21 protein-coding genes, 1 tRNA gene and 1 riboswitch are annotated in these 20,814 nt (G+C 71.9%); of the genes, 7 read left to right on the top strand and 15 right to left on the bottom strand.

Features of this window, described 5'->3' with window-relative positions; all coding sequences use genetic code 11:
* Window positions 1-49 precede the first annotated feature (49 nt).
* Window positions 50-931, bottom strand: coding sequence for an alpha/beta fold hydrolase (locus tag IG94_RS0120730; RefSeq protein WP_031038902.1), 882 nt, complete (start codon window positions 929-931; stop codon window positions 50-52).
* A 228-nt stretch (window positions 932-1,159) separates the two neighbouring features.
* Between IG94_RS0120730 and IG94_RS0120725 the strand changes: the two genes are divergently transcribed.
* The gene (locus tag IG94_RS0120725; protein WP_031038899.1) at window positions 1,160-1,462 is read left to right on the top strand and encodes a hypothetical protein; all 303 of its coding nucleotides are present in this window, start codon (window positions 1,160-1,162) and stop codon (window positions 1,460-1,462) included.
* Window positions 1,463-1,586: 124 nt separating this feature from the next.
* On the opposite strand, the gene IG94_RS0120715 is transcribed toward IG94_RS0120725, so the two are convergent.
* The 3 genes from IG94_RS0120715 to IG94_RS0120705 form a co-directional block, all read right to left on the bottom strand.
* Window positions 1,587-1,946 (bottom strand): VOC family protein, encoded by a 360-nt coding sequence (locus IG94_RS0120715; RefSeq protein WP_031038897.1) that lies wholly within the window; start codon window positions 1,944-1,946, stop codon window positions 1,587-1,589.
* 42 nt (window positions 1,947-1,988) lie between these two features.
* Window positions 1,989-3,500: an MFS transporter gene (locus IG94_RS0120710; protein ID WP_031038894.1), complete on the bottom strand. Its 1,512-nt coding sequence runs from the start codon at window positions 3,498-3,500 to the stop codon at window positions 1,989-1,991.
* A gap of 121 nt (window positions 3,501-3,621) precedes the next feature.
* The gene (locus IG94_RS0120705; protein WP_031038890.1) at window positions 3,622-5,061 is read right to left on the bottom strand and encodes a DUF445 domain-containing protein; all 1,440 of its coding nucleotides are present in this window, start codon (window positions 5,059-5,061) and stop codon (window positions 3,622-3,624) included.
* Between the two features lie 196 nt (window positions 5,062-5,257).
* Between IG94_RS0120705 and IG94_RS0120700 the strand changes: the two genes are divergently transcribed.
* A complete protein-coding gene (locus tag IG94_RS0120700; RefSeq protein ID WP_031038888.1) occupies window positions 5,258-6,628 on the top strand; it encodes an SGNH/GDSL hydrolase family protein in 1,371 nt (456 codons plus the stop codon).
* Between the two features lie 19 nt (window positions 6,629-6,647).
* Here the strand turns inward: IG94_RS0120700 and IG94_RS0120695 are convergent, their stop codons facing one another.
* On the bottom strand, window positions 6,648-7,835 hold the full coding sequence (locus IG94_RS0120695) for an ROK family transcriptional regulator (protein ID WP_031038886.1): 1,188 nt from the start codon (window positions 7,833-7,835) through the stop codon (window positions 6,648-6,650).
* A gap of 201 nt (window positions 7,836-8,036) precedes the next feature.
* Here IG94_RS0120695 and IG94_RS0120690 point away from each other — a divergent pair, with 201 nt between their 5' ends.
* The gene (locus IG94_RS0120690) at window positions 8,037-9,332 is read left to right on the top strand and encodes a sulfatase-like hydrolase/transferase (RefSeq protein WP_031038882.1); all 1,296 of its coding nucleotides are present in this window, start codon (window positions 8,037-8,039) and stop codon (window positions 9,330-9,332) included.
* Between the two features lie 112 nt (window positions 9,333-9,444).
* Here the strand turns inward: IG94_RS0120690 and IG94_RS0120685 are convergent, their stop codons facing one another.
* The 4 genes from IG94_RS0120685 to IG94_RS0120670 all read right to left on the bottom strand — a co-directional run bounded on the left by IG94_RS0120685 (window position 9,445) and on the right by IG94_RS0120670 (window position 13,023).
* On the bottom strand, window positions 9,445-10,269 hold the full coding sequence (locus IG94_RS0120685; RefSeq protein ID WP_031038878.1) for a DUF1707 SHOCT-like domain-containing protein: 825 nt from the start codon (window positions 10,267-10,269) through the stop codon (window positions 9,445-9,447).
* A 33-nt stretch (window positions 10,270-10,302) separates the two neighbouring features.
* A complete protein-coding gene (locus IG94_RS0120680; protein ID WP_031038875.1) occupies window positions 10,303-11,331 on the bottom strand; it encodes an ABC transporter ATP-binding protein in 1,029 nt (342 codons plus the stop codon).
* A gap of 5 nt (window positions 11,332-11,336) precedes the next feature.
* The gene (locus IG94_RS0120675) at window positions 11,337-12,137 is read right to left on the bottom strand and encodes an ABC transporter permease (protein WP_224221002.1); all 801 of its coding nucleotides are present in this window, start codon (window positions 12,135-12,137) and stop codon (window positions 11,337-11,339) included.
* A 79-nt stretch (window positions 12,138-12,216) separates the two neighbouring features.
* Window positions 12,217-13,023: an ABC transporter permease gene (locus IG94_RS0120670; RefSeq protein WP_031038866.1), complete on the bottom strand. Its 807-nt coding sequence runs from the start codon at window positions 13,021-13,023 to the stop codon at window positions 12,217-12,219.
* 321 nt (window positions 13,024-13,344) lie between these two features.
* Here IG94_RS0120670 and IG94_RS0120665 point away from each other — a divergent pair, with 321 nt between their 5' ends.
* Complete coding sequence (locus IG94_RS0120665) at window positions 13,345-15,783, top strand: transglycosylase domain-containing protein (RefSeq protein WP_078892377.1); 2,439 nt, start codon at window positions 13,345-13,347, stop codon at window positions 15,781-15,783.
* Here IG94_RS0120665 and IG94_RS0120660 read toward each other — a convergent pair.
* The 3 genes from IG94_RS0120660 to IG94_RS0120650 form a co-directional block, all read right to left on the bottom strand.
* On the bottom strand, window positions 15,777-16,097 hold the full coding sequence (locus tag IG94_RS0120660) for a DMT family transporter (protein ID WP_003975912.1): 321 nt from the start codon (window positions 16,095-16,097) through the stop codon (window positions 15,777-15,779). The genes IG94_RS0120665 and IG94_RS0120660 overlap by 7 nt on opposite strands.
* 31 nt (window positions 16,098-16,128) lie before the next feature.
* Window positions 16,129-16,192, bottom strand: a riboswitch (guanidine-III (ykkC-III) riboswitch).
* A 69-nt stretch (window positions 16,193-16,261) separates the two neighbouring features.
* Complete coding sequence (locus tag IG94_RS0120655) at window positions 16,262-16,564, bottom strand: GroES family chaperonin (protein WP_230092806.1); 303 nt, start codon at window positions 16,562-16,564, stop codon at window positions 16,262-16,264.
* Window positions 16,565-16,641: 77 nt separating this feature from the next.
* Entirely contained in the window at window positions 16,642-16,974 is a 333-nt protein-coding gene (locus IG94_RS0120650) for a DUF3618 domain-containing protein (RefSeq protein ID WP_031038857.1), read from the bottom strand.
* Between the two features lie 92 nt (window positions 16,975-17,066).
* On the opposite strand from IG94_RS0120650, the gene bcp reads away from it, so the two are divergent.
* Both bcp and IG94_RS0120640 read left to right on the top strand, forming a co-directional pair.
* Window positions 17,067-17,534 carry a thioredoxin-dependent thiol peroxidase gene (gene bcp, locus IG94_RS0120645; protein WP_031038855.1) on the top strand — a complete coding sequence of 156 codons (468 nt, stop codon included), beginning with the start codon at window positions 17,067-17,069 and terminating at the stop codon, window positions 17,532-17,534.
* A 42-nt stretch (window positions 17,535-17,576) separates the two neighbouring features.
* Window positions 17,577-17,663 (top strand) — tRNA-Leu (locus IG94_RS0120640).
* Window positions 17,664-17,679: 16 nt separating this feature from the next.
* Here IG94_RS0120640 and rdgB read toward each other — a convergent pair.
* The 3 genes from rdgB to rph all read right to left on the bottom strand — a co-directional run bounded on the left by rdgB (window position 17,680) and on the right by rph (window position 19,668).
* Complete coding sequence (gene rdgB / locus IG94_RS0120635; protein WP_031038853.1) at window positions 17,680-18,282, bottom strand: RdgB/HAM1 family non-canonical purine NTP pyrophosphatase; 603 nt, start codon at window positions 18,280-18,282, stop codon at window positions 17,680-17,682.
* A 70-nt stretch (window positions 18,283-18,352) separates the two neighbouring features.
* Window positions 18,353-18,760 carry a hypothetical protein gene (locus IG94_RS0120630; RefSeq protein WP_031038851.1) on the bottom strand — a complete coding sequence of 136 codons (408 nt, stop codon included), beginning with the start codon at window positions 18,758-18,760 and terminating at the stop codon, window positions 18,353-18,355.
* Between the two features lie 170 nt (window positions 18,761-18,930).
* Window positions 18,931-19,668, bottom strand: coding sequence for a ribonuclease PH (rph, locus tag IG94_RS0120625; RefSeq protein ID WP_031038849.1), 738 nt, complete (start codon window positions 19,666-19,668; stop codon window positions 18,931-18,933).
* Window positions 19,669-19,910: 242 nt separating this feature from the next.
* On the opposite strand from rph, the gene IG94_RS0120620 reads away from it, so the two are divergent.
* Window positions 19,911-20,810 (top strand): YceI family protein, encoded by a 900-nt coding sequence (locus tag IG94_RS0120620; protein ID WP_031038847.1) that lies wholly within the window; start codon window positions 19,911-19,913, stop codon window positions 20,808-20,810.
* Window positions 20,811-20,814 lie beyond the last annotated feature (4 nt).

Genomic DNA, 20,814 nt, shown 5'->3' with positions numbered 1-20,814 from the left:
GCGCGGGGGATGTGACAGAGCACGGCGGGGCGTGGATGTGACCCGCGTCTCACCCGTTCGCGGGCGTCCGCTCCAGCAGTCGGAGCAGCGCCGCCGTCACCTCGGCGGGGCGTTCGTCCATGACCCAGTGGCCGGTGTCGTCCAGCATCGTCAGCTCGGCGCCGGGGACGGCGCCGGCCAGCTTGGTCGCGATCGCCGGGCTCAGGTACGGGTCCGCGCGGCCCCAGACGACCGCCGTCGGGCAGGAGACGCCGGGCAGGCCGCGGCGCAGCTCGGGGCGGGGCGGGGTGCGGTAGTCGCCGAAGTAGTGCAGCAGCCAGCGGCGGCCCTCGGGCTCGGCCATCCAGCCGACGTAGCCCTCAAGGACCCGCGCGTCGAGGCGGCCCGCGCGCACGAGCGGCGCGAAGGCCCGGCGGTGCAGGGCGGCGTACGGCAGCCGGGCCGCCGGGCGGCGGAGCAGGGCGCTGCGTCCCGCGGTGCCCATGAGGCTGAACAGGGCGTACCAGCGGGGGGTGAAGGTGCCCTGCGCGCGGCTGTTGAGGACGGCCAGCCGCCGCACCCGCCCGGGGTGCGTCTCGGCGAGGCCGAGGGCGAGGAAGCCGCCGTAGTCGTGACCGGCCAGGTTCACCGAGTCCAGGCCCAGCGCGTCCAGGAGCCGGGCGAGCCGGGCGACCTCGGTGTCGTAGTCGAAGGACAGGTGCAGGGGGCGGTCCGAGGCGCCCCAGCCGAGGAGGTCGGGGGCGACGACGCGGTGGCGGGCCGACAGGGCCGGGACCTGGTGGCGCCAGCACCGGTGGTCGGCCGGGTAGCCGTGCAGGAGGACGACGGGTTCGGCGCCGGGCGGGCCGGACTCCCAGCAGGCCACGCGGGCTCCGTCCACGACGACCTGCCGGGGTCGCGTCCGGTCGGTGCCGGGGCTGTCCGTGCTCATCGGTCTCCCGTTTCCTCGCGTACTGCCCGCCGTTCGGCGCCACTGGCCCCAACGGGACGGGTACCCCGAACTGTCACGGCCGGGACGCGGTGTTGGGCCGAACGGGTGGCGCCGGGCCGCCGGCGGAGCGTCCGGGGCGCTCACCCCGGCGCGTGCGCCGGGCGCGGTGAGGATTAGCCTCGGTACCGGCAATCGGTGCGCACCGGGTGTGCGCGGCAGGAGGCAGAGATGGCCAGGGTTCCCAGTGCGGCGATCGCCGCGGGTGGTCTCGTCGGCGGGTACGGCGTGGCCCGGTGGACGAAGCAGCGGCAGCTCGGCGGGGCCGTGCTCGCCGTGGCCGGGGCGGCCGCCGCGCGGCAGTGGCACCGGCAGGCAGGCGGCCGGGCCGCGGGCGCGCTGACCGCCGCGTACGTCGCCGGGTTCGCCGGGTCCCACCCGCTGGCCAGGAAGGTGGGCGCCTGGCCCGCGGTCCTCGGTGCCGCCGGCGCGGTCGCGCTGGCCTCGTGGGCGGTCGCCGACCGACGGGCCTGAACCGTCCCTCCCCCCGCACGTCACGGTCTCCGGTCACACGACGTCCGGGGGCATGACCACCGGGCCCACGGCGTCCGGGGGCATGGCCTCCGGGCCCACGACGTCCGGGGGCATGACCTCCGGTTCACGCCTTGTGCGTCAGTACGTTGATCACGCGGCCGTTCGGGTCCCGTACGAAGAAGCGCCGTACGCCCCAGTCCTCGTCCCTCGGCTCCCGCACGATCTCGGCGCCCGAGGCGAGAACCGCGGCGTAGACCCCGTCGACGTCCTCGACCTCCACGCTCAGGTCGGGGACGACGGGCGCGGTGCGCTCCTCGGTGAAGAGGCTGATCTGGGCGGTGGGGTTGGACGGGGAGGCCAGGGTCGTCACCCAGCCCATGTCCATGACCTCCTCGAAGCCGAGCAGGCCGTAGAAGTCGCGGCTCGTGTTCCACTGCTCCTCGGCCTCGACGTGGATGTTGGGGACGATCCTGCGGATGCTCACGGAAGGGCTCCTCGACGTCTGTGCCGGTCGGCGTGTGCGACGCTACGCGGTCTTCGCGCCGGAGCCGGCCGCTCCCGGTGCGTCGGGCGCCGCCGCCGACAGCGGCTCGGCGATGTCCTCCAGCGAGCGGCGTTCCGCCTTCACCGCGAGGAACGCCGCCACCAGCCCGGCCGCGCACATCAGCCCGGCGCCGATCCGGAAGGCCAGGACCGTGTCGCCGACCACGCCGGACTCGGTCAGGTCGGCGAAGAGCAGCGGGCCGCTGATACCGCCGGCGGCGGTGCCGAGGGCGTAGAAGAAGGCGATCGCCATGGCGCGGGTCTCCATGGGGAAGATCTCGGAGACGGTGAGGTACGCGCTGGAGGCGCCCGCCGAGGCGAAGAACAGCACCACGCACCAGCAGGCCGTCATGGTCGTCGCCGTGAGCGAGCCGCGGTCGAAGAGCCAGGCCGTGCCGAAGAGCAGGATGCCGGAGAGCAGGTAGGTGCCGGAGATCATGATCCGGCGGCCGACCGTGTCGAAGAGGTGGCCGAGGAGCAGCGGGCCGCAGAAGTTGCCCGCGGCGATGACGGCGAAGTAGTAGCCGGTGCTGCCGGTCGGCACGTCGAAGAACGTGATGAGGATGGTGCCGAAGCCGAAGGTGATGGCGTTGTAGAGGAACGCCTGGCCGATGAAGAGGGACAGGCCCAGGACCGCGCGGCGCGGGTAGCGGCCGAAGACGGTCTTGGCGATCAGGCCGAAGCCGATGCTCTTGCGCTGGTGGATGGTGATCTCACCGGCCGGCGGCGGCAGCTTCTCACCCTTCTCCTGTTCGATCTCCCGTTCGACGGAGGAGACGAGGGTGTCCGCCTTGTCCCCCTGGCCGTGGATGAACTGCCATCGCGGGCTCTCCGGGACATGCCTCCGCACCAGCAGCACCACCAGGCCCAGGAGGACGCCGAGGGCGAAGCTGAGCCGCCAGCCGAGGTCCTTGGCGAAGATGTCGGTGTCCAGCATCACGATGGACAGCAGGGCGCCGCCGATCGCGCCCAGCCAGTAGCTGCCGTTGATGATGAGGTCGACCCGGCCCCGGTAGTGGGACGGGATCAGCTCGTCGATCGCGGAGTTGATCGCCGCGTACTCGCCGCCGATGCCGAAGCCGGTGAGGAAGCGGAAGAGGAAGAACCACCAGGACTCGAAGGAGACCGCGGTCAGCGCCGTCGCCGCCAGATAGACCACCAGGGTGATCATGAAGAGCTTCCGGCGGCCGTGGCGGTCGGTCAGCCAGCCGAAGAACAGGGCACCGGAGCAGGCGCCGGCCACGTAGAGCGCGGCGGCGAGGCCGGTGATCTGGGCCGAACTGATGTCCAGGCCGCTGCCGTCCTCGGCGATCCGTCCGGCGACGTTGCCGACGATCGTGACTTCGAGACCGTCCAGGATCCAGACGGTGCCCAGGCCGATGACGATCATCCAGTGCCACCGCGACCAGGGCAGCCGGTCCAGGCGTGCGGGGACGGCCGTGGTGACGGTTCCGGTGGGGGCGGGCACCGGGGCCGGCGACTCTTCTCCTGGCATGGCTCCCTCTCCGTCGAGCGGACTCCGTCGAGCGAACGCCTCCCGTGTGCCCGGCACCGGAAGCGACACGCCCGCCGCGCCGGCAGGCCGAAGGCCCGCCGGCGAACGGAGCACGAAGGGCCTACGCCCCCAGCATGCGGGAGACCGTGTAGATCAGCAGCCCGGCCAGCGAGCCGACCACCGTGCCGTTGATCCGGATGAACTGGAGGTCGCGGCCGATGTTGGCCTCGATCTTCTTCGTGGTGTGCTCGGCGTCCCAGCCCGCCACCGTGTCGGTGATCAGCGAGGTGATCTCCTTGCGGTAGGTGGTCACCACGTACACCGCGGCGCCCTCCACCCAGCCGTCGACCTTGGCCCGCACCTTGGCGTCGGAGGCCATCCGGGCGCCCAGGGACAGCAGCGAGGCGCGGACCCTCAGCCGCAGCTCGCTGCGCTCGTCCTCAGCCGCGGACACGATCATGGACCGTACGGCCGTCCAGGCGGACGCGATCAGGTCCTGGACCTCGCCCCGGCCCAGCACCTCGGTCTTCAACCGCTCCACCCGCGCCCGGGTGTCCGTGTCGGACTGCAGGTCGGAGGCGAAGTCGGTGAGGAAACGGTCGAGGGCGCCGCGCGCCGGGTGGGCGGGCATGTCGCGCATCTCGGTGACGAAGCGCAGCAGCTCCTTGTAGACCCGCTCGCCGACCCGCTTGTCGACGAACCGGGGCGTCCATCCGGGTGCCCCGCCCTGCACGGCGTCCATCACGGAGTCGCCGTGCAGGATCAGCCAGTCGTGGGCGCGGGAGACGATCAGGTCGACGGCGCGCCGGTGGCCGCCGTCGGCGACGACCCGGTCCAGCATCTTGCCGATACCGGGGGCGATCTCCTGCGCGTCGGCCCGGCGGGTGATCGCCTCGCCGACCACCGCCTGCACGTCGGAGTCGCGCAGCACGGTGAGGGCGCCGCGCAGGGCGGCGGACAGCTCGGCCGTCACCCGGTCGGCGTGCTCGGGCACGGCGAGCCAGGCGCCGAGCCGACTGCCGATGCCGACGGAGCGCAGCCGGCGCCGTACGACGTCCTCGGAGAGGAAGTTCTCGCCGACGAACTCGCCCAGGGAGACGCCGAGCTGGTCCTTCTTCTTGGGGATGATCGCGGTGTGCGGGATGGGCAGGCCCAGCGGGTGCCGGAAGAGGGCGGTGACCGCGAACCAGTCGGCGAGCGCGCCCACCATGCCCGCCTCCGCGGCGGCCGACACATAGCCCGCCCAGGCGCCCGCGCCCCGGTGGGCGGCCCATTCGGCCAGCACGTAGACCAGGGCGACGAACAGCAGCAGGCCGGTCGCGGTGAGCTTCATGCGCCGCACGCCGCGGCGTTTGGCCTCGTCGGCGGGGCTGAAGGCGGTCATCGCGCGGTCGCGGACCGCCCCGCCCGCCGCGGGCCCGCCGGTGCCCGCGCCCGGCTCCGCACCCGTCCCGTCCGGCGCCGCATTCGCCGCACCGGGCTCCGCGCCCGCCCCGTCCGGCTCCGCGCCCGCCCGGGTTCTCCCGGAACCGTCGGGTAGTTCCGCCTTCGCCCGTTCCATCCGCTCCACCGTTCGCTGATACGTACCTCACACAGTGTCCCTTCCTGACCGACTCCCGGAACGGAACACAAGTTCCCGGCGTCTGTCCCGGAGGGGGGAACGCGCGGGGCTCCTGCGGCCTTTCCCCCGCCCATGCCTCATCATGGGTTCATCGGACCGGAGCCTCGGCTCCCCTCGCCCGAGGAGAACGACAAGCATGACCCCGGGTCGTGACAGGGGTGCGGGGGCACCTCACACCAAGCACCGTGCCCTGCTCGCGGCGATCGTCACCCTGATAGTGGCGATCTCCGCGGCCATCTACGCCGGCGTCTCCTCGGACGACGGCGCCAAGAACCGCGCCCCGCTCGCCGACGGCGGCGGCCGCGCCTCGCGGGGCGACGCCGCCCCCGCCTCCACGGGCGCCTGGGTGGGCTCCTGGTCCGCCTCGCCGGCCGCGGCCGAGCCGGGCACCGAGACCACCGGCATGGCGGGGCGCTCGGTGCGCAACGTCGTACACACCAGCGTCGGCGGCACCAGCGTGCGGATCACCCTGTCCAACCTGTACGGGCAGACGCCGCTGGCCGTGACGCACGCTTCCGTCGCGCGGGCCGCGGGACCGGAGACGGCCGCCGCGGTCGCCGGCACCATGCGCCGGCTCACCTTCCGCGGCAGCCCCCGGGTGATCATCCCGGCGGGCGGCCAGGTGATGAGCGACGCCGCCCGCCTCGCCGTCCCGTTCGGCTCGGACGTCCTGGTCACCACGTACTCCCCGACGCCGTCGGGACCGGTCACCTACCACCCGTACGCCCAGCAGACCAGCTACCTCGCCGACGGCGACCGCACGGCCGACGCCACGGCCGTCGCGTACACCGCCGAGACGCCGTACTGGCGGTACCTGACCGCCCTCGACGTGCTGAGCAACGAGGCGAAGGGCACCGTCGTCGCGTTCGGCGACTCGATCACCGACGGCTTCGGCTCCGAGCCGAACGCCAACCACCGCTGGCCCGACGTCCTCGCCCGGCGGCTGCACGAGGCGGCCGAGGCCGGACGCGGCACACCCCGCTACGGCGTCGTCAACCAGGGCATCAGCGGCAACCGCATCCTGACCGGCCGGACGGGTCGGCCCGCCGACAACCCGAGCGGGCTCAGCCGGTTCGAACGGGACGTCCTGGAGCGCACCAACGCCAAGGCCGTCGTCATCGTCCTCGGCGTCAACGACATCCTGCACAGCCCCGAGCTGGCGGACCGCGAGGCGATCCTCACCGGCCTGCGCACCCTGGTCGACCGGGCGCACGCCCGCGGTCTGAAGGCCGTCGGCGCGACGATCATGCCGTTCGGCGGCTACCGCGGGTACACGGACGCCCGCGAGGCGATGCGGCAGCAGGTCAACGAGGAGATCCGCGCGGGCCGGGTCTTCGACGCGGTCGTCGACTTCGACAAGGCCCTGCGCGACGCCTACGACCCGCGCCGGCTGCGCGCCGACTACGACAGCGGCGACCACCTGCACCCCAGCGACAAGGGGTACGCGCGGATGGGCGAGGTCCTCGACCTGGACCTGCTGAAGGGCGGGGCGCCCGTCGAGGCGTGAGCCGTGCGCCGGGGCCCGTTCAGCGCGGCAGCAGCAGGTGGTCGGAGCGGGCCGAGGCCACGGAGGACATGACGAGGCACGCCGCTCCGATGGCGCCGCCGTCCTCGCCGAGCGTGGTGCCGCGTACGCCGACGCCGTGCACCTCGCCGACGGTCAGCAGGGACGCGGTGATCGGCGGCACGATCCGCAGGTAGGTGGGGGCGAGGGCGGGCCAGTTGGGGCCGCCGAGCACGACGGTGTCGAGGTCCAGGATGTTGGCGAGGTTGCCCGCGACGCGGGCGATGGCACGGGCCGACCTGCCCACGATCTCCTCGGCGCGCTCGTCGCCCGCGTCGGCCAGGGCGCAGAGCCGGCCGAGCGCCCGCTCCACGCCCAGGAAGTCGTCGAGGTCGACGGGCGGCAGGGTCCCCGCGTCGACGGCGGCGGCGACGAGGTGGACGGGGGCCGAGGTGATCGCGACGCATCCCCGGCCCCCGCACGTGCACCGGGGGCCGTCGGCGTCGCCGCTGAGGTGCCCGATCTCGCCGAGGTTGTCGGAGGAGCCGCGCTTGACCTCGCCGTCCAGGACGATGCCCGCGCCGATGCCGGTCCCGAGGTAGATGAACGCGAAGTCGGAGAGAGCGCCGCCGCCCGCCCAGAGTTCACCGGTGGCGGCGGCGATCGTGTCCTTCTCCAGGACCACGGGCAGCCCCAGGCGCCGCTCCAGCTCCTCCCGCAGCCGCACGACCCCCCAGCCACGCAGGTTGGGCGGCCCCACGACCGCGTCGGCCTTCACCGGGCCGGGCGCCGACACACCGACCCCGGAGACCCGGGGCAGCGGGACGCCGACCCGGCGCACCAGGGCGCCGACCGCGTCGACGATCGCCTCCAGCGCGTCCTCGGGTCCGTCGGTGGTGGGGGTGGGGATCGAGGTGCGGTCCTCCACCTCGCCCGCGAGGTTCATCAGCACCAGGGTCGTGCGGGCGGGGTCGATGTGCAGGCCGACCGAGTACTGTCCGCCGGCCACCACCTGGAACACCGTCCGGCGGGCCCCCGTGTCGGCCTCCTTGCGGCCGGCCTCCTCGATCAGGCCCGCGTCGACCAGGCGGCGGCAGATGTTGGAGACGGTCTGCGCGGTCAGGCCGGTGCGCTGCGAGAGCTCCACGCGGCTGATGCCGGGGTCGCGCCGGACCAGGTCGAGCACGAGCAGCTGGTTGTAGTCGCCCACGCGCGGAAGGTTCGACCCCCGTCGCTCCATGCCGCTCCCCTGTCCCGTCCCCGTCGCAGGAGCCGATCCTAATGGACTTCTCGCGCCGTAAATCAATTTGATTGTGTTAGCGTGCGCGCCAGTTGCCCACCTTCGGGGAGCGGCGACATGACGGAGCGGACACAGCACCAGCACCGGCGAGGAGCAGAGGGTGAGCCAGGCATGACCGCGGACACCGGCCGACCGAACGTCGTCATCATCTACGCCGACGACCTGGGCTGGGGCGACCTGGGCTGCTTCGGCGCCGAGGACTTCGACACCCCGGCCCTCGACGGACTCGCCGCCTCCGGCGTCCGCCTGCCGCAGTGGTACTCCAACTCCCCGGTCTGCTCGCCCTCGCGGGCGTCGCTGCTCACCGGCCGGCACCCCGCGCACGCCGGTGTGGAGTCGATCCTCGGCGGCTCCCGGCACACCGCGGGGCTGCCCCTGCAGCCGACGCTCGCCGGCGCCCTGGGCGAACGGGGCTACGCCACCGGCATCTTCGGCAAGTGGCACCTCGGCGTCGACCCGGCCTACGGTCCGCTGAAGCGCGGGTTCGACGAGCACTTCGGCTTCCTCGCCGGCTGCGTCGACTACTACTCGCACATCTACTACTGGGGCGAGCAGCACAACCCGCTGCACGACCTGTGGGAGGGCGAGGACGAGGTCTGGCTCAACGGCGAGTACCTCACCACCGTCATCGCGCGCCGCGCCGCCGACTTCATCGAGCGCAACGCCGAGCGCCCGTTCTTCTGCTACGTGCCGTTCAACGCGCCGCACTACCCGATGCACGCCCCCGAGGAGTACGTCGCGCAGTTCGCGCACCTGCCCGAGGGGCGGCAGATGATGGCGGCGATGGTCAAGGCCATGGACGACGGCATCGCCCATGTCCTGGGCACGCTCGACTCGCTCGGCCTGCGGGAGAACACGATCGTCTTCTTCTCCTCCGACAACGGCCCCTCCGTCGAGGAGCGCAACTGGCTGAACGGCGAGGAGGTCTCCTACAACGGCGGCTCGGCCGGCGGCCTGCGCGGCCACAAGGGGTCACTGCTCGAAGGCGGCATCCGGGTCCCGACGATGATCTCGTGGCCGGCCCGGCTGCCCGCGGGGCGCTCCAGCGACCTCGTCGGCTTCATGGCGGACGTCGTGCCCACGGTCCTGGAGGCGGTCGACGGGGCGGCGCCGGCCGACGGGACGCTCGACGGCTCCTCCGTCCTGCCGCTGCTGGCCGCCGGCGAGGCGGGGGACGACCGGTGGCTGTTCTGGAAGCACGACGACCAACTGGCCGCACGGCACGGCCGCTGGAAGATCGTGCTGGACGCCTGCGACAGCCTGGAGCCCGAAGTCGTCGTGCCCGAGGGCCTCTACGACCTCCACGAGGACCCCGGCGAACGGCACAACCTGGCGGCGGCCCGGCCGGAGCGCTTCGGCCGGATGCGCGCGGAGCTGACCGGCTGGGCGGCCCGCCGGCCCGGCTGACCAGCCCGGCGGCCGGCGTCCGCAACAGGCGGTCACGTACCGCGCGTTCGGAACCCTGCTGCCGCGTGAGCGGCCGGCCGGTCACGCGGCTGCCGCGGGTACGGCGGGCCGGTCAGCGGCTGTCGTCGCGGCGCCTGCGCTCCCGCTCCAACTCGCGGTCACGGGCCCGGTCCTCGCCGAGCAGGTCGTGGAGGCCGGGACGGGCGGCCGGGGCGTCCAGCTCCTTGCGGACCGAGCCCTGCTCCGGCCGGTCCCGGTCCCGCCCCTTGCGGCGCTCCAGCTTCTCCTGCCGCCGCTCCTCCTTGATCCGGAGCTTCTCCGCCCGGGTCAGCTTGCGCTCCACGCCGACGCCGCCCCAGAAGGCGAAGCCGGTCACGACCACGCGCGGGGCGCCCGGGTCGCCGGGGACGCCCTCCTCGCGGTGGTCGAAGCCGCCCATGATGCCGATGCCGCGCACGACCACCTCGACGCCGGGTGGCACGACCACCTGCATCCCGCCCATGATCGCGACGCAGTTGATCACGACTTCGCCGGCCGCGAAGTCCGCCTCGCGCAGGTCGAACTCGCCGCCGCCCCAGAACGCGAAGGAATTGAACCGCTTCGGCACCGTCCAGCGCCCCTTGCGCTGGAAGCCGGACATCACGGCGACCGCCCAGGTCGACGACGGCTCGCCGCCGGTGATCCGGCCCGCCCAGTCCCCGGCCGCCGCCGGCCGCTTGGTCATCGACACCTCGGGCGCCGCGCCCGCCCCGCCGACCGGCAGGTCCCGGGTGATCGGCGCCAGTTCCCCGTAGGTCCGCGCGCTGTACGTGGCGTCCAGGCGCTCCTCGAACTCGGCCATGTCCAGGCGGCCCTCGGCGAGGGCGTCGCGCAGCACCTCGGCGACTCGTTCACGGTCGGCGTCGGAGGCGCGGAGTTCCGGGGCGTCGTCGGTCATGGACAGCAGCCTACGTAGTCACCGCGCCGGGCACTACGCACCGGCACGTTCCGCGTACATCTTGGCGATCACCGCTTCGATGTCCGGTTCCCGCACCGACAGGTCCACCAGCGGATACCGCTCCGCGACCCGCGCCACCAGCCCCGCGGCCGACGCCGAGGCCGGGAACGCCAGCCACTGCCGCGGCCCCTCCACCCGCACCACGCGCGCCGGCTCCGGAGCGTCGATCGGCGGCAACTCCCGCTCCAGGTCGACCACCAGCGTCCGCTCGCTCTCCCCCGCCTCGTGCAGCCCGTCCAGCGGACCGTCGTACATCAGCCGCCCGTGGTCGATGACCATCACGCGCGAGCACAGCTGCTCGATGTCCTGGAGGTCGTGCGTGGTCAGCAGCACCGTCGTCCCCCGCTCCGCGTTCAAGTCCCGCAGGAATCCCCGCACCTTGGCCTTGGAGACGACGTCGAGTCCGATCGTCGGCTCGTCCAGGTACAGCACGTCCGGGTCGTGCAGCAGCGCCGCAGCGATGTCGCCGCGCATCCGCTGGCCCAGCGACAGCTGCCGCACCGGGACGTCCAGCAGCTCGCCCAGCTGGAGGAGTTCGACGCAGCGGTCCAGGTTCTCGCGGTACCGGGCGTCCGGGATGCGGTACATGCGGTGCATCAGCCGGTAGGAGTCGATCAGCGGCAGGTCCCACCAGAGCGTCGTGCGCTGTCCGAAGACGACGCCTATGCGGTGTGCGAGGCGGGTCCGCTCCCGGGACGGGTCGATCCCGGCCACCCTCAGCCGGCCGCCGCTGGGCGTCAGGATGCCGGTGAGCATCTTGATCGTCGTCGACTTCCCGGCGCCGTTCGGGCCGATGTAGCCGACCATCTCGCCGCGCGACACGGTGAACGACAGGCCGTCCACGGCCCGCACCTGCCGCCGCTCCCGCTTCAGGAACCCGGTCTTCTTGCGCACGTCGAAGACCTTCTCGACGCCGTCCAGCTCGATGAAGGCCCCGGCGCCCGCCCCGGCCCCGGCCTCCGCCGCCGTCTCCGTCTCCGTCTCCGTCTCCAACTCAGCCATCTCCCTCAGCTCCCCGTACTCCGGTACGAACGAAGGCCCGCCCGCCAGGCGAGGCCCGCCAGCGCGCAGCAGGCCGCGGCCGCCAGCGGCGGGGTGAACGCCACCCATCCCGGCAGGTCCAGCGGATAGGGCCGGTCCAGCACGTAGCCCGCCGGCAGCCAGTTCACGAAGGCCAGCGGCACCACGAACGTCGCGCCGCGCACCAGGTCGAGTGCGAACACCGTCGGCGGGTACTGGAGCATCGTCGTACCGCCGTAGGTGAAGGCGTTCGCCACCTCGGAGGCGTCCTGCGCCGCGAACTGGAAGGCCCCCGCCGCCACGAACACCGCGCAGAAGATCCCCGCCCCGCTGAGCAGCGCCACCGGCAGCAGCAGCACCTTCGCCGGCGTCCAGTCGATGTCGACGACCACCAGCGCGTACCCGAGCACCATCAGCCCCTGCACCACCCGGCCGAGGCGGCGAAGCCCGAACCGGTCCCCCGCCACCTGCGCGAGCACCGGCGCCGGACGCACCAGCAGCGTGTCCAGCGTGCCGTCCCGCACCCGCTGCCCCAGCCGCTCCATCGAGCCGATCGCCAGGTCCGCGAGCCCGAAGGACACCCCGGACAGCCCGTACAGGAACGCCACCTCCGGCAGCGACCAGCCGCCCAGCGCGTCGACCCGGGAGAACATCAGCAGGATCGCCACGAAGTCCAGCGCGGTCATCGCGAAGTTCCCGAACGCCGTCAGCACGAAGGACGTCCGGTACGCCATCGTCGACCTGATCCACATTCCGGCGACCAGCCCGTACGTCCGCAGCCCTGCCATGACGCGCCCGCGCCGCGGCTCCCACACCACCGGGTCGAACGTCCCGGCCCTCCCGGCCGCCTCCGTCACGTCAGTCCCCTCAGCCACCCTGGACCACCACCCGTCGCGTCGCCACCGACTGCACCAGCCGCCCCACCGCGAGCAGCGCCACCGCCCACGCCGCCTGGAAGGCGAAGACGCCCAGCGGGTCCGCCTCCCCCAGCAGCACGTCGGCCGGCCCCTGCAGCAGCGACGACCACGGCAGCACCCGTACGACCTCGCCGAACGCACCCGGGAACACGTTCAGCGGCAGCAGCATCCCCGAACAGAACAGCCCCGCGATCCACGCCATCTGCGACACCCCCGTGCCGTCGAGCAGCCAGAACGCCGACAGCGCCACCAGATAGCGCAGCGCGAAGCCCACCAGCATCGCCAGCGCCACGGCCAGCAGGAACGCCGCCCACACGGACACCTCCCGCGGCAGCGCCACCGGGAAGAACAGCGACCCGAAGACGAACGGCAGCAGGCCGCGCCCCAGCAGCTGGAAGAGCGCCCGCCCCACGTCCTCCGCCAGCCACCGCAGCTGGAGGTCGGCCGGCCGGTACAGATCGACGGCGATGTCACCCGTCCGGATGCGCTCCATCAGCTCGTTCTCCATACCGCCGCCGCCGATCGCCAGCGCGGCGAGCAGCGCCTGCCCCAGCCACACGTACGTCGTGGCCTGCGCCTGGTCGTACCCTCCGAGCTGCGGCTTCTCGTCCCACAGGGCCAGATAGGTGTAGACGAGGATCAGTCCGAAGACGGTGTTCGTGAACACCCCGGCGGCGGTGGCCACCCGATACGTCGCGTACCGTCGGAAACCGCCCGCCGCGACGGCGACGTACAACCGCCACGAACCCGCTCCCACAGCCTCCACCCTCCGACCGGCACCAAAGCGCAGGAGCCTACTGCGGGCCGGGCCACCCGTGCCACGGAATTTCCCTGGTGTGCCGTCGAGCGGGAACGGAACAGCCGGTGCGAGAGTCTTCTCAAGAGGCCGGAGAAGCTACAGAGGCCCCGGAAGCGTGAGAAGCCCTCAGAGGGCTACCAAGACGCACAAGGCCGTACGAGACCAGAAGGCCGTACGAGACCGCACCGTACGCCGCGAAAACCGTACGATGCGAAAAGCGTACGCAGTGCCCATACGCAGTGAAAACCATACGCAGTGAAACAGGAGCCCGTGCACGAGATGAGTGACGAGCCGCAGCCGCAGCAGCCGCACCAGGGCTGGGCGCCGAGACAGCCCCCGGCGGCCGGCGCGGGGCAGCCCGGAGAACCCGGGAAGCAGGGGAAGCCGAAGCGGCCCAGGCGCACCGGATGGCGCCGGCTGATCCCCACCTGGCGCATCGCGCTCGGCACCTGCGTCATCGGCCTCCTGCTGCTGGTCGGCGGCTTCTTCCTCGGCTACCACCTGGTGCAGATCCCGGCCGCCAACGCGCTCGCCACCAAGCAGAGCAACGTCTACCTCTACGCCGACGGCAGCGTCCTCGCCCGCGACGGCGAGGTCAACCGCGAGAGCGTCGCCCTCGCCCGCATCTCCAAGGACGCCCAGCACGCCGTCCTCGCCGCCGAGGACCGCGACTTCTACACCGAGTCCGCCATCGACCCCGCGGCCATGGTCCGGGCCGGCTGGAAGACCGCCACCGGCAAGGGCAAGCAGTCCGGCTCCACCATCACCCAGCAGTACGTCAAGAACTACTACCTGGCCCAGGAGCAGACGGTCACCCGCAAGGTGAAGGAGTTCTTCATCTCGATCAAGCTCGACCGCGAGAAGAGCAAGAGCGAGATCCTGGAGGGCTACCTCAACACCAGCTTCTTCGGCCGCGGCGCCTACGGCATCCAGGCCGCCGCCCAGGCCTACTTCGGCGTCGACGCCAAGGACCTCACCGCCGCCCAGGGCGCCTACCTCGCCTCCCTGCTCAACGCCCCCAGCCAGTACGACGTCGTCGCCCACCCCGAGAACCGGGCCGCCGCCGAGTCCCGCTGGGGCTACGTCATGGACGGCATGGCCGACAAGGGCTGGATCAGCCGCGCCGACCGGGCCGCCGCCGAATTCCCCAAGCCGAAGCAGTCCACCGTCTCCACCGGCATGTCCGGCCAGCGCGGCTACCTCGTCGACATCGTCAAGAGGTACCTGACCGACCACGAGATCGTCGACGAGGAGGAGCTCGACCGCGGCGGCTACCGCATCACCACCACCCTCCAGAAGGACAAGCAGGACGCCTTCGTCAAGGCCGTCGACGACAAGCTGATGTCCCAGCTGGACCAGAAGGAACGCAAGGTCGACACCTACGTCCGCGCCGGCGGCGCCTCCGTCGACCCGAAGACCGGCAAGATCGTCGCGATGTACAACGGCATCGACTACGTCAAGCAGTACACGCCCGGCGCCACCCGCCGCGACTACCAGGTCGGCTCCACCTTCAAGCCCTTCGTCTTCACCTCGGCCGTCGAGAACCACTCCGAGACGCAGGACGGCCGCACGATCAACCCCAACACCCGCTACGACGGCACCAGCGAACGCCCCGTCCAGGGCTGGACCGGCGACCGCTACGCCCCCGAGAACGAGGACCACCGCGACTACGGCGACGTCACCGTCCGCGAGGCCACCGACAAGTCCATCAACGCCGTCTACGCCCAGATGGCCGTCGACGTCGGCTCGGACAAGGTCAAACAGACCGCGATCGACCTCGGCCTCTCCTCCGACACCCCCGAGCTGACCCCCACCCCCTCCATCGCCCTCGGCGTCGCCACCGCCAGCCCCCTCGACATGGCGGAGGCCTACGCGACCATCGCCAACCACGGCCGGCACGGCACGTACACCCCGGTCGAGAAGGTCCTGAAGGACGGCAAGCACGAGGTCGACCTCCCCGAGCGCCGCGAGCGCCAGGCCGTCAGCCGCGAGTCCGCCGACACCACCACCTCCATCCTGCGCAGCGTCGTCGAGCAGGGCACCGCAACCGCCGCCCAGACCGCCGGCCGCCCCGCCGCCGGCAAGACCGGCACCGCCGAGGAGGACACCGCCGCCTGGTTCGCCGGCTACACCCCCGAGCTGTCCACCGTCGTCGCCGTCATGGGCCAGGACCCCAAGACCGCCGCCCACAAGTCCCTGTACGGCGTGATGGGCCTCGACCGCATCAACGGCGGCGGCGCACCCGCCGAGATCTGGGGCCAGTACACCCGCAAGGCCCTGGAGGGCGAACCCGTCTCCGACTTCGACCTCAACCTCCAGTCCGGCGCCGACGTCACCGCACCCCCGTCCGGCGACTCCTCCGACACACCGGGCGACGGCGACGAGAGCGGCAGCGGCGACCCGGACGGCGACTCCACCGGCTCCACCGGCGACGAGGACGGCACCGGCTCCGAGACCCCGGGCGACACCGGCGACAGCAGCAGCCCGCCCGGCGACGGCTCCACCGAGACCGGCCCCCCGTCGACCGGCGGCGGCACCCCCACCAACGGCGGCCCCAGCACCGACCCCGGCGGCGACGGAGGCGCGGGCGGAGGCGAGGACGACTCGTCCAACGGCGGCGGCACCGAGGGCGGCGACGGGGACCCGGGCGGCGGCGACACCGACACCACCGCGGGCACCGCCGCCGGCCTGCCCGGCGTACCGCCCCGGCGTCAGTGACCCGAGGTCGCCTTCAGCCCCACGACGGCGACCAGCAGCAGACAGATGAAGAAGATCCGGGCGGCGGTCGCCGGCTCACCCAGCACCACCATGCCGAGCACCGCCGCCCCCGCCGCGCCGATCCCCACCCACACGCCGTAGGCGGTGCCGATGGGCAGCGTCCGCGCCGCGTACGACAGCAGCATCATGCTCGCGACGATCCCGGCACCGGTGAACACGCTCGGCCACAGCCGCGTGAAACCGTCGGTGTACTTCATCCCGATCGACCAGCCCACCTCGAGCAGACCGGCGACGAACAGCAGAACCCACGCCATGACAGGCACCTCCGTGAACGAACTGAACGGTGGTGCGTCGTCTTTTCTTCACCCGGTACGGCGCGTCTCGTCGGGGTCCCCAAGCTAGCAAAACAAGGCCGTCCGACGGGCGGAGGGGCTGGTGACAACGGTCACCAGCCCCTCCCAGCTCAATCGCTGCCCGCCTACAGATACAACCCGGTGGAGTCCTCCGACCCCTCGAACCGGTCCGCGGCCACCGCGTGCAGATCACGCTCGCGCATGAGCACGTAGCCCACGCCCCGCACCTCGACCTCCGCGCGGTCCTCCGGGTCGTACAGCACCCGGTCGCCCGGCTCCACGGACCGCACGTTCTGCCCGACGGCGACGACCTCCGCCCAGTCCAGCCGCTTGCCGACCGCCGCCGTGGCGGGGATCAGGATGCCGCCCCCGGAACGCCGCTCGCCCTCACCGGTGTCCTGCCGCACGAGTACGCGGTCGTGCAGCATCCGGATGGGCAGCTTGTCGTCCGCCGCGCCGTGCTCGTTCTTCCTGTCGCTCACGCCCCGAACCTACCTGGCCCCGGTCAGCGCCTGCGCCGCCGGGTCCCGCCGAGCGCGATCAGCCCCACGACGCCGACGACGACGAGCGCGACGGGCACGACCCGCTCGAGGCGGGGCGCGCCCTCCTCGTCCACGAACTGCGACTTCACATCGCTGACCACCCGATTGGCCTGGACGTACGCCCGCCCGAGGGTGTGGTCGACGCTGGAGGCGACCTTGGCCTTCGCGTCGCCCACGATCGTCTTCGGGTGCACCCGCACCCCGATCTCGTCGAGCGTCTCGGCCAGCACCTCGCGACGGCGCTTGATGTCCGCCTCGATCTGCGCCGGGGTTCTGATGTCCGACGTGTCCGCCACCGTACGCCTCCGAAGTCTTCGGTCACTGTCCTGGACAGTCTGTCAGCTACTGGCTTCTCCGCACTGTCAGGACCCCCCGTTACGCTGTCCCGATGAGCGAGCGACTCCAGCCCGGGAACCCGGCCCCCGCCTTCACCCTCCCGGACGCCGACGGCAACGAGGTGTCCTTGTCCGACCACAAGGGCCGCAAGGTCATCGTCTACTTCTACCCTGCCGCCCTTACCCCCGGCTGCACGAAGCAGGCCTGCGACTTCACGGACAACCTCGACCTGCTCGCGGGCGCGGGGTACGACGTGATCGGCATCTCCCCCGACCAGCCGGAGAAGCTCGCCAAGTTCCGCGAGACCGAGTCCCTCCGGGTCACCCTCCTCGCCGACCCGGACAAGAAGGCCCTCGACGCGTACGGCGCCTACGGCGAGAAGAAGAACTACGGCCGCACCTACATGGGCGTCATCCGCTCCACGATCGTGGTCGACGAGCAGGGCAAGGTAGAACGAGCCCTCTACAACGTCCGCGCCACGGGCCACGTGGCCAAGATCATCAAGGATTTGGGGATCTGACGGCGCTGCCCTGCCAGTAGCATGGCCGGGCAGCAGCGCCGGGCGGCCGTGGTGGAATTGGCAGTCACGCTGGGTTTAGGTCCCAGTGGGGTAACTCCCGTGAGGGTTCGAGTCCCTCCGGCCGCACCAGTACGTTCTCCGGCCCTCAGCCCAGCAGCTCCCGTACCGCCGGTACCAGTGCGCGGAACGCCTTGCCGCGGTGGCTGATGGCGTTCTTCTCGTCCGCTGTCAGTTCCGCGCACGTGCGGGTGTCGTTCTCCGGCTGGAGGATCGGGTCGTAGCCGAAGCCGTTCGTGCCGGCGGGGGCGTGGCGGAGGGTGCCCCTCAGTTGTCCCTCGACCACGCGCTGCGTGCCGTCGGGGAGGGCCAGGGCCGCGGCGCAGGCGAAGTGGGCGGCCCGGTGTTCGGCGGCGATGTCGGAGAGCTGGGCGAGGAGGAGGTCGAGGTTGGCCCGGTCGTCGCCGTGGCGGCCGGACCAGCGGGCCGAGAAGATGCCCGGCGCGCCGTTCAGGACGTCGACGCAGAGGCCGGAGTCGTCGGCGACGGCGGGCAGGCCGGTGGCCCGGGCGAGGGCGTGGGCCTTGAGGAGGGCGTTCTCGGCGAAGGTGACGCCGGTCTCCTTGACGTCGGGGATCTCCGGGTAGGCCTCCGCGCCGACGAGGTCGTGGGGCAGGCCCGCGTCGGCGAGGATGGCCTTCAGTTCGGTGATCTTGCCGGCGTTGCGGGTGGCGAGGATGAGGCGGGTCATGGGGGCAAGTATTCCGGACCCCCCGGACCCTTCCCTTCTGCGGTCCTACTGCCGTCCTTCTGCCGTCCTACTACGGTGTGCAGACCTTGGTCAGTTCGCCCGCCGCGTCGGTGACCGGGCTCAGGTCGGGGGTGTTGTCGCCGTCCTGCACGGAGGTGCGGACGTTGTCGACGGCCTTGCCGAGGGCGTCGACCGCATCGTTGACGTCGGTGTTGTCGGTCTTGTCGCCGATCTCGCCGAGGTTCTTGTCTATGGAGTCGAGGGACTTCTCCAGCTGGGTCGGGTCGTCGGAGGCGCTCTCGACGGCCTGCTGGAGTTCGGTGACGCTGTCGGCGATGGCGTCGGCCGTGCGGACGCAGTCGAGTGCCTTGTCGACGGCGTCGCAGCCGGTGGTGAGGCCGACCGTCAGGACGACGGCCGCCAGTGTGGCGACTGCGGTGGCGGTGCGGCGATGGCTGCGGTGGCGGCTCACGGCCATGGGTCTCGGTCCTCCCCTGGGACAGGGCCGGGCGGCCCGTGTGCGGTGCGGCGTCGGGCGTACGGCGGGTGCCGTACGCCCGTGGTGTCGCTGTACTGCTAGGGACGCGGTCCCGGGCCCGCGAGTTGCGCCGGTGGGGCCCTTTCCTTGAAGCGCCCTTGGCGTGCCCTTTACCTTTCGAGGGCCGTGTCGAGCGCCGCGCGCTGGAGGCCGGCCAGTTCGGTGCAGCCGGCGGCGGCGAGGTCGAGGAGGGTGTTGAGCTCGTCGCGGGCGAAGGGCTCGGCCTCGGCGGTGCCCTGGACCTCGACGAAGCGGCCGTCTCCGGTGCAGACGACGTTCATGTCGGTGTCGGCGCGCACGTCTTCCTCGTAGCGGAGGTCGAGGAGCGGGTCGCCGCCGACGATGCCGACGGAGACGGCGGAGACGGTGCCGGTCAGCGGCTTGCGGCTGGCCCTGATGAGCTTCTTGGTCTGGGCCCAGGCGATCGCGTCGGCGAGGGCGACGTAGGCGCCGGTGATGGCGGCGGTGCGGGTGCCGCCGTCGGCCTGGAGGACGTCGCAGTCGAGGACGACGGTGTTCTCGCCGAGTTCCTTGTAGTCGATGACGGCGCGCAGGGAGCGGCCGATGAGGCGGCTGATCTCGTGGGTCCGGCCGCCGATGCGGCCCTTGACGGACTCGCGGTCGCCCCGGGTGTTGGTGGCGCGGGGCAGCATGGCGTATTCGGCGGTGACCCAGCCTTCGCCGCTGCCCTTGCGCCAGCGGGGGACGCCTTCGGTGACGGAGGCGTTGCAGAGGACCTTGGTGTCGCCGAAGGAGACGAGGACGGAGCCTTCGGCGTGCTTGCTCCAGCCGCGTTCGATGGTGACGGGGCGGAGCTGTTGGGGGGTGCGGCCGTCGATTCGTGACATACGGGTGAGCCTATCGGCGGGCCCCGAGATGACCGTCATCGGTCGGCTGAGACCGTAAGTTCCAATTTCACAGAAGGAGTTGACACCCTTCACACGACACCTGGTTCACAGTTGAACCAGGCCCCGGATCTGCCTGTACGGTTACTTCATACGGAGCAGGAATCGAAAGTTCGTCCGTTTCGGGCCGGCGGTCGACTCCGTACCGCGGCTCGCGGAGCGCCACCGTATAGGGGTAACGCACCATGATCAGCCGCCTCATCGACCGGCGTAAGCCCTCTCGTCGAAGAGGGAGTTCCGCCGGGTTCGCCGTGCCGTCCGGCGCGGGTCTGCTCACGTGCCGGGTCGTCGACCCGGTGGGCGAGCCACTGGGCCAGGCCGACTTCACGGTGACCGACAGCCGCGGCCAGAAGGTGGTGAGCGGTCAGGCCGACCCGTACGGACGGGTCGTGGCGACAGTCCCGCTCGGCGACTACCGGCTGCACGTGTCAGCCGACGGGTTCGACCCGTACCGGGGCACCGTCCCGGTCACCGCCGACCGGGGTGTGGCCGGTCCGGGCGACATCACACTCCAGACGTCGCAGTCGTTCTCCCTGCCCGAGTCCGGCGACTGGGAGATCGAACAGGCCCACACCCGGATCGGGTTCTCCGCCCGCCACATCGGTCTCGCCAAGGTGTACGGCCGCTTCAACCGGTTCGCCGGCGCGATCCGGATCGGCCGCACCATCGAGGAGTCGGCGATGCACGTCGTCATCGACGCCGCCTCGATCGACACCAACGTGAAGATGCGCGACGACCACCTGCGGTCGGGCGACTTCCTCGACGTGGAGCGCTATCCGACCCTGGAGTTCTACAGCGAGCGCTTCGTGCACCGCGGCGGCAACGCCTGGACGATCACGGGCGGACTCACGCTGCACGGGGTCACCCGCACGGTGTCCCTCGACGCGAACTACGGCGGTATCCGCGTCGGCATGGAGGACGAGACCCGCCTGGCCGTGAAGGCCACCACCGAGCTGCACCGCGAGGACTACACCATCGACTGGCAGACGATGCTGGCCCGCGGCATCGCGGTGGTCGGCTCCACCGTCCAGATCGATCTGGACATCCAGGTCGTACCCAAGGGCACCGAGCTGAAGTTCAAGTAGCCGC

The organism is Streptomyces olivaceus, assembly GCF_000721235.1.
Taxonomy (GTDB): Bacteria; Actinomycetota; Actinomycetes; order Streptomycetales; family Streptomycetaceae; genus Streptomyces; species Streptomyces olivaceus.
This window is presented reverse-complemented; position numbering and strand designations above follow the sequence as displayed.

Excerpts from the sequence above, each read along its gene's own strand:
- IG94_RS0120730 (WP_031038902.1), bottom strand. The coding sequence starts at position 931 with ATGAGCACGGACAGCCCCGGCACCGACCGGACGCGACCCCGGCAGGTC.
- IG94_RS0120725 (WP_031038899.1), top strand. The coding sequence starts at position 1,160 with ATGGCCAGGGTTCCCAGTGCGGCGATCGCCGCGGGTGGTCTCGTCGGC.
- IG94_RS0120710 (WP_031038894.1), bottom strand. The coding sequence starts at position 3,500 with ATGCCAGGAGAAGAGTCGCCGGCCCCGGTGCCCGCCCCCACCGGAACC.
- IG94_RS0120705 (WP_031038890.1), bottom strand. The coding sequence starts at position 5,061 with ATGGAACGGGCGAAGGCGGAACTACCCGACGGTTCCGGGAGAACCCGG.
- IG94_RS0120700 (WP_031038888.1), top strand. The coding sequence starts at position 5,258 with ATGACCCCGGGTCGTGACAGGGGTGCGGGGGCACCTCACACCAAGCAC.
- IG94_RS0120690 (WP_031038882.1), top strand. The coding sequence starts at position 8,037 with ATGACCGCGGACACCGGCCGACCGAACGTCGTCATCATCTACGCCGAC.
- IG94_RS0120685 (WP_031038878.1), bottom strand. The coding sequence starts at position 10,269 with ATGACCGACGACGCCCCGGAACTCCGCGCCTCCGACGCCGACCGTGAA.
- IG94_RS0120680 (WP_031038875.1), bottom strand. The coding sequence starts at position 11,331 with ATGGCTGAGTTGGAGACGGAGACGGAGACGGAGACGGCGGCGGAGGCC.
- IG94_RS0120675 (WP_224221002.1), bottom strand. The coding sequence starts at position 12,137 with ATGGCAGGGCTGCGGACGTACGGGCTGGTCGCCGGAATGTGGATCAGG.
- IG94_RS0120665 (WP_078892377.1), top strand. The coding sequence starts at position 13,345 with ATGAGTGACGAGCCGCAGCCGCAGCAGCCGCACCAGGGCTGGGCGCCG.
- IG94_RS0120660 (WP_003975912.1), bottom strand. The coding sequence starts at position 16,097 with ATGGCGTGGGTTCTGCTGTTCGTCGCCGGTCTGCTCGAGGTGGGCTGG.
- IG94_RS0120655 (WP_230092806.1), bottom strand. The coding sequence starts at position 16,564 with ATGCTGCACGACCGCGTACTCGTGCGGCAGGACACCGGTGAGGGCGAG.
- bcp (WP_031038855.1), top strand. The coding sequence starts at position 17,067 with ATGAGCGAGCGACTCCAGCCCGGGAACCCGGCCCCCGCCTTCACCCTC.
- rdgB (WP_031038853.1), bottom strand. The coding sequence starts at position 18,282 with ATGACCCGCCTCATCCTCGCCACCCGCAACGCCGGCAAGATCACCGAA.
- IG94_RS0120630 (WP_031038851.1), bottom strand. The coding sequence starts at position 18,760 with ATGGCCGTGAGCCGCCACCGCAGCCATCGCCGCACCGCCACCGCAGTC.
- rph (WP_031038849.1), bottom strand. The coding sequence starts at position 19,668 with ATGTCACGAATCGACGGCCGCACCCCCCAACAGCTCCGCCCCGTCACC.
- IG94_RS0120620 (WP_031038847.1), top strand. The coding sequence starts at position 19,911 with ATGATCAGCCGCCTCATCGACCGGCGTAAGCCCTCTCGTCGAAGAGGG.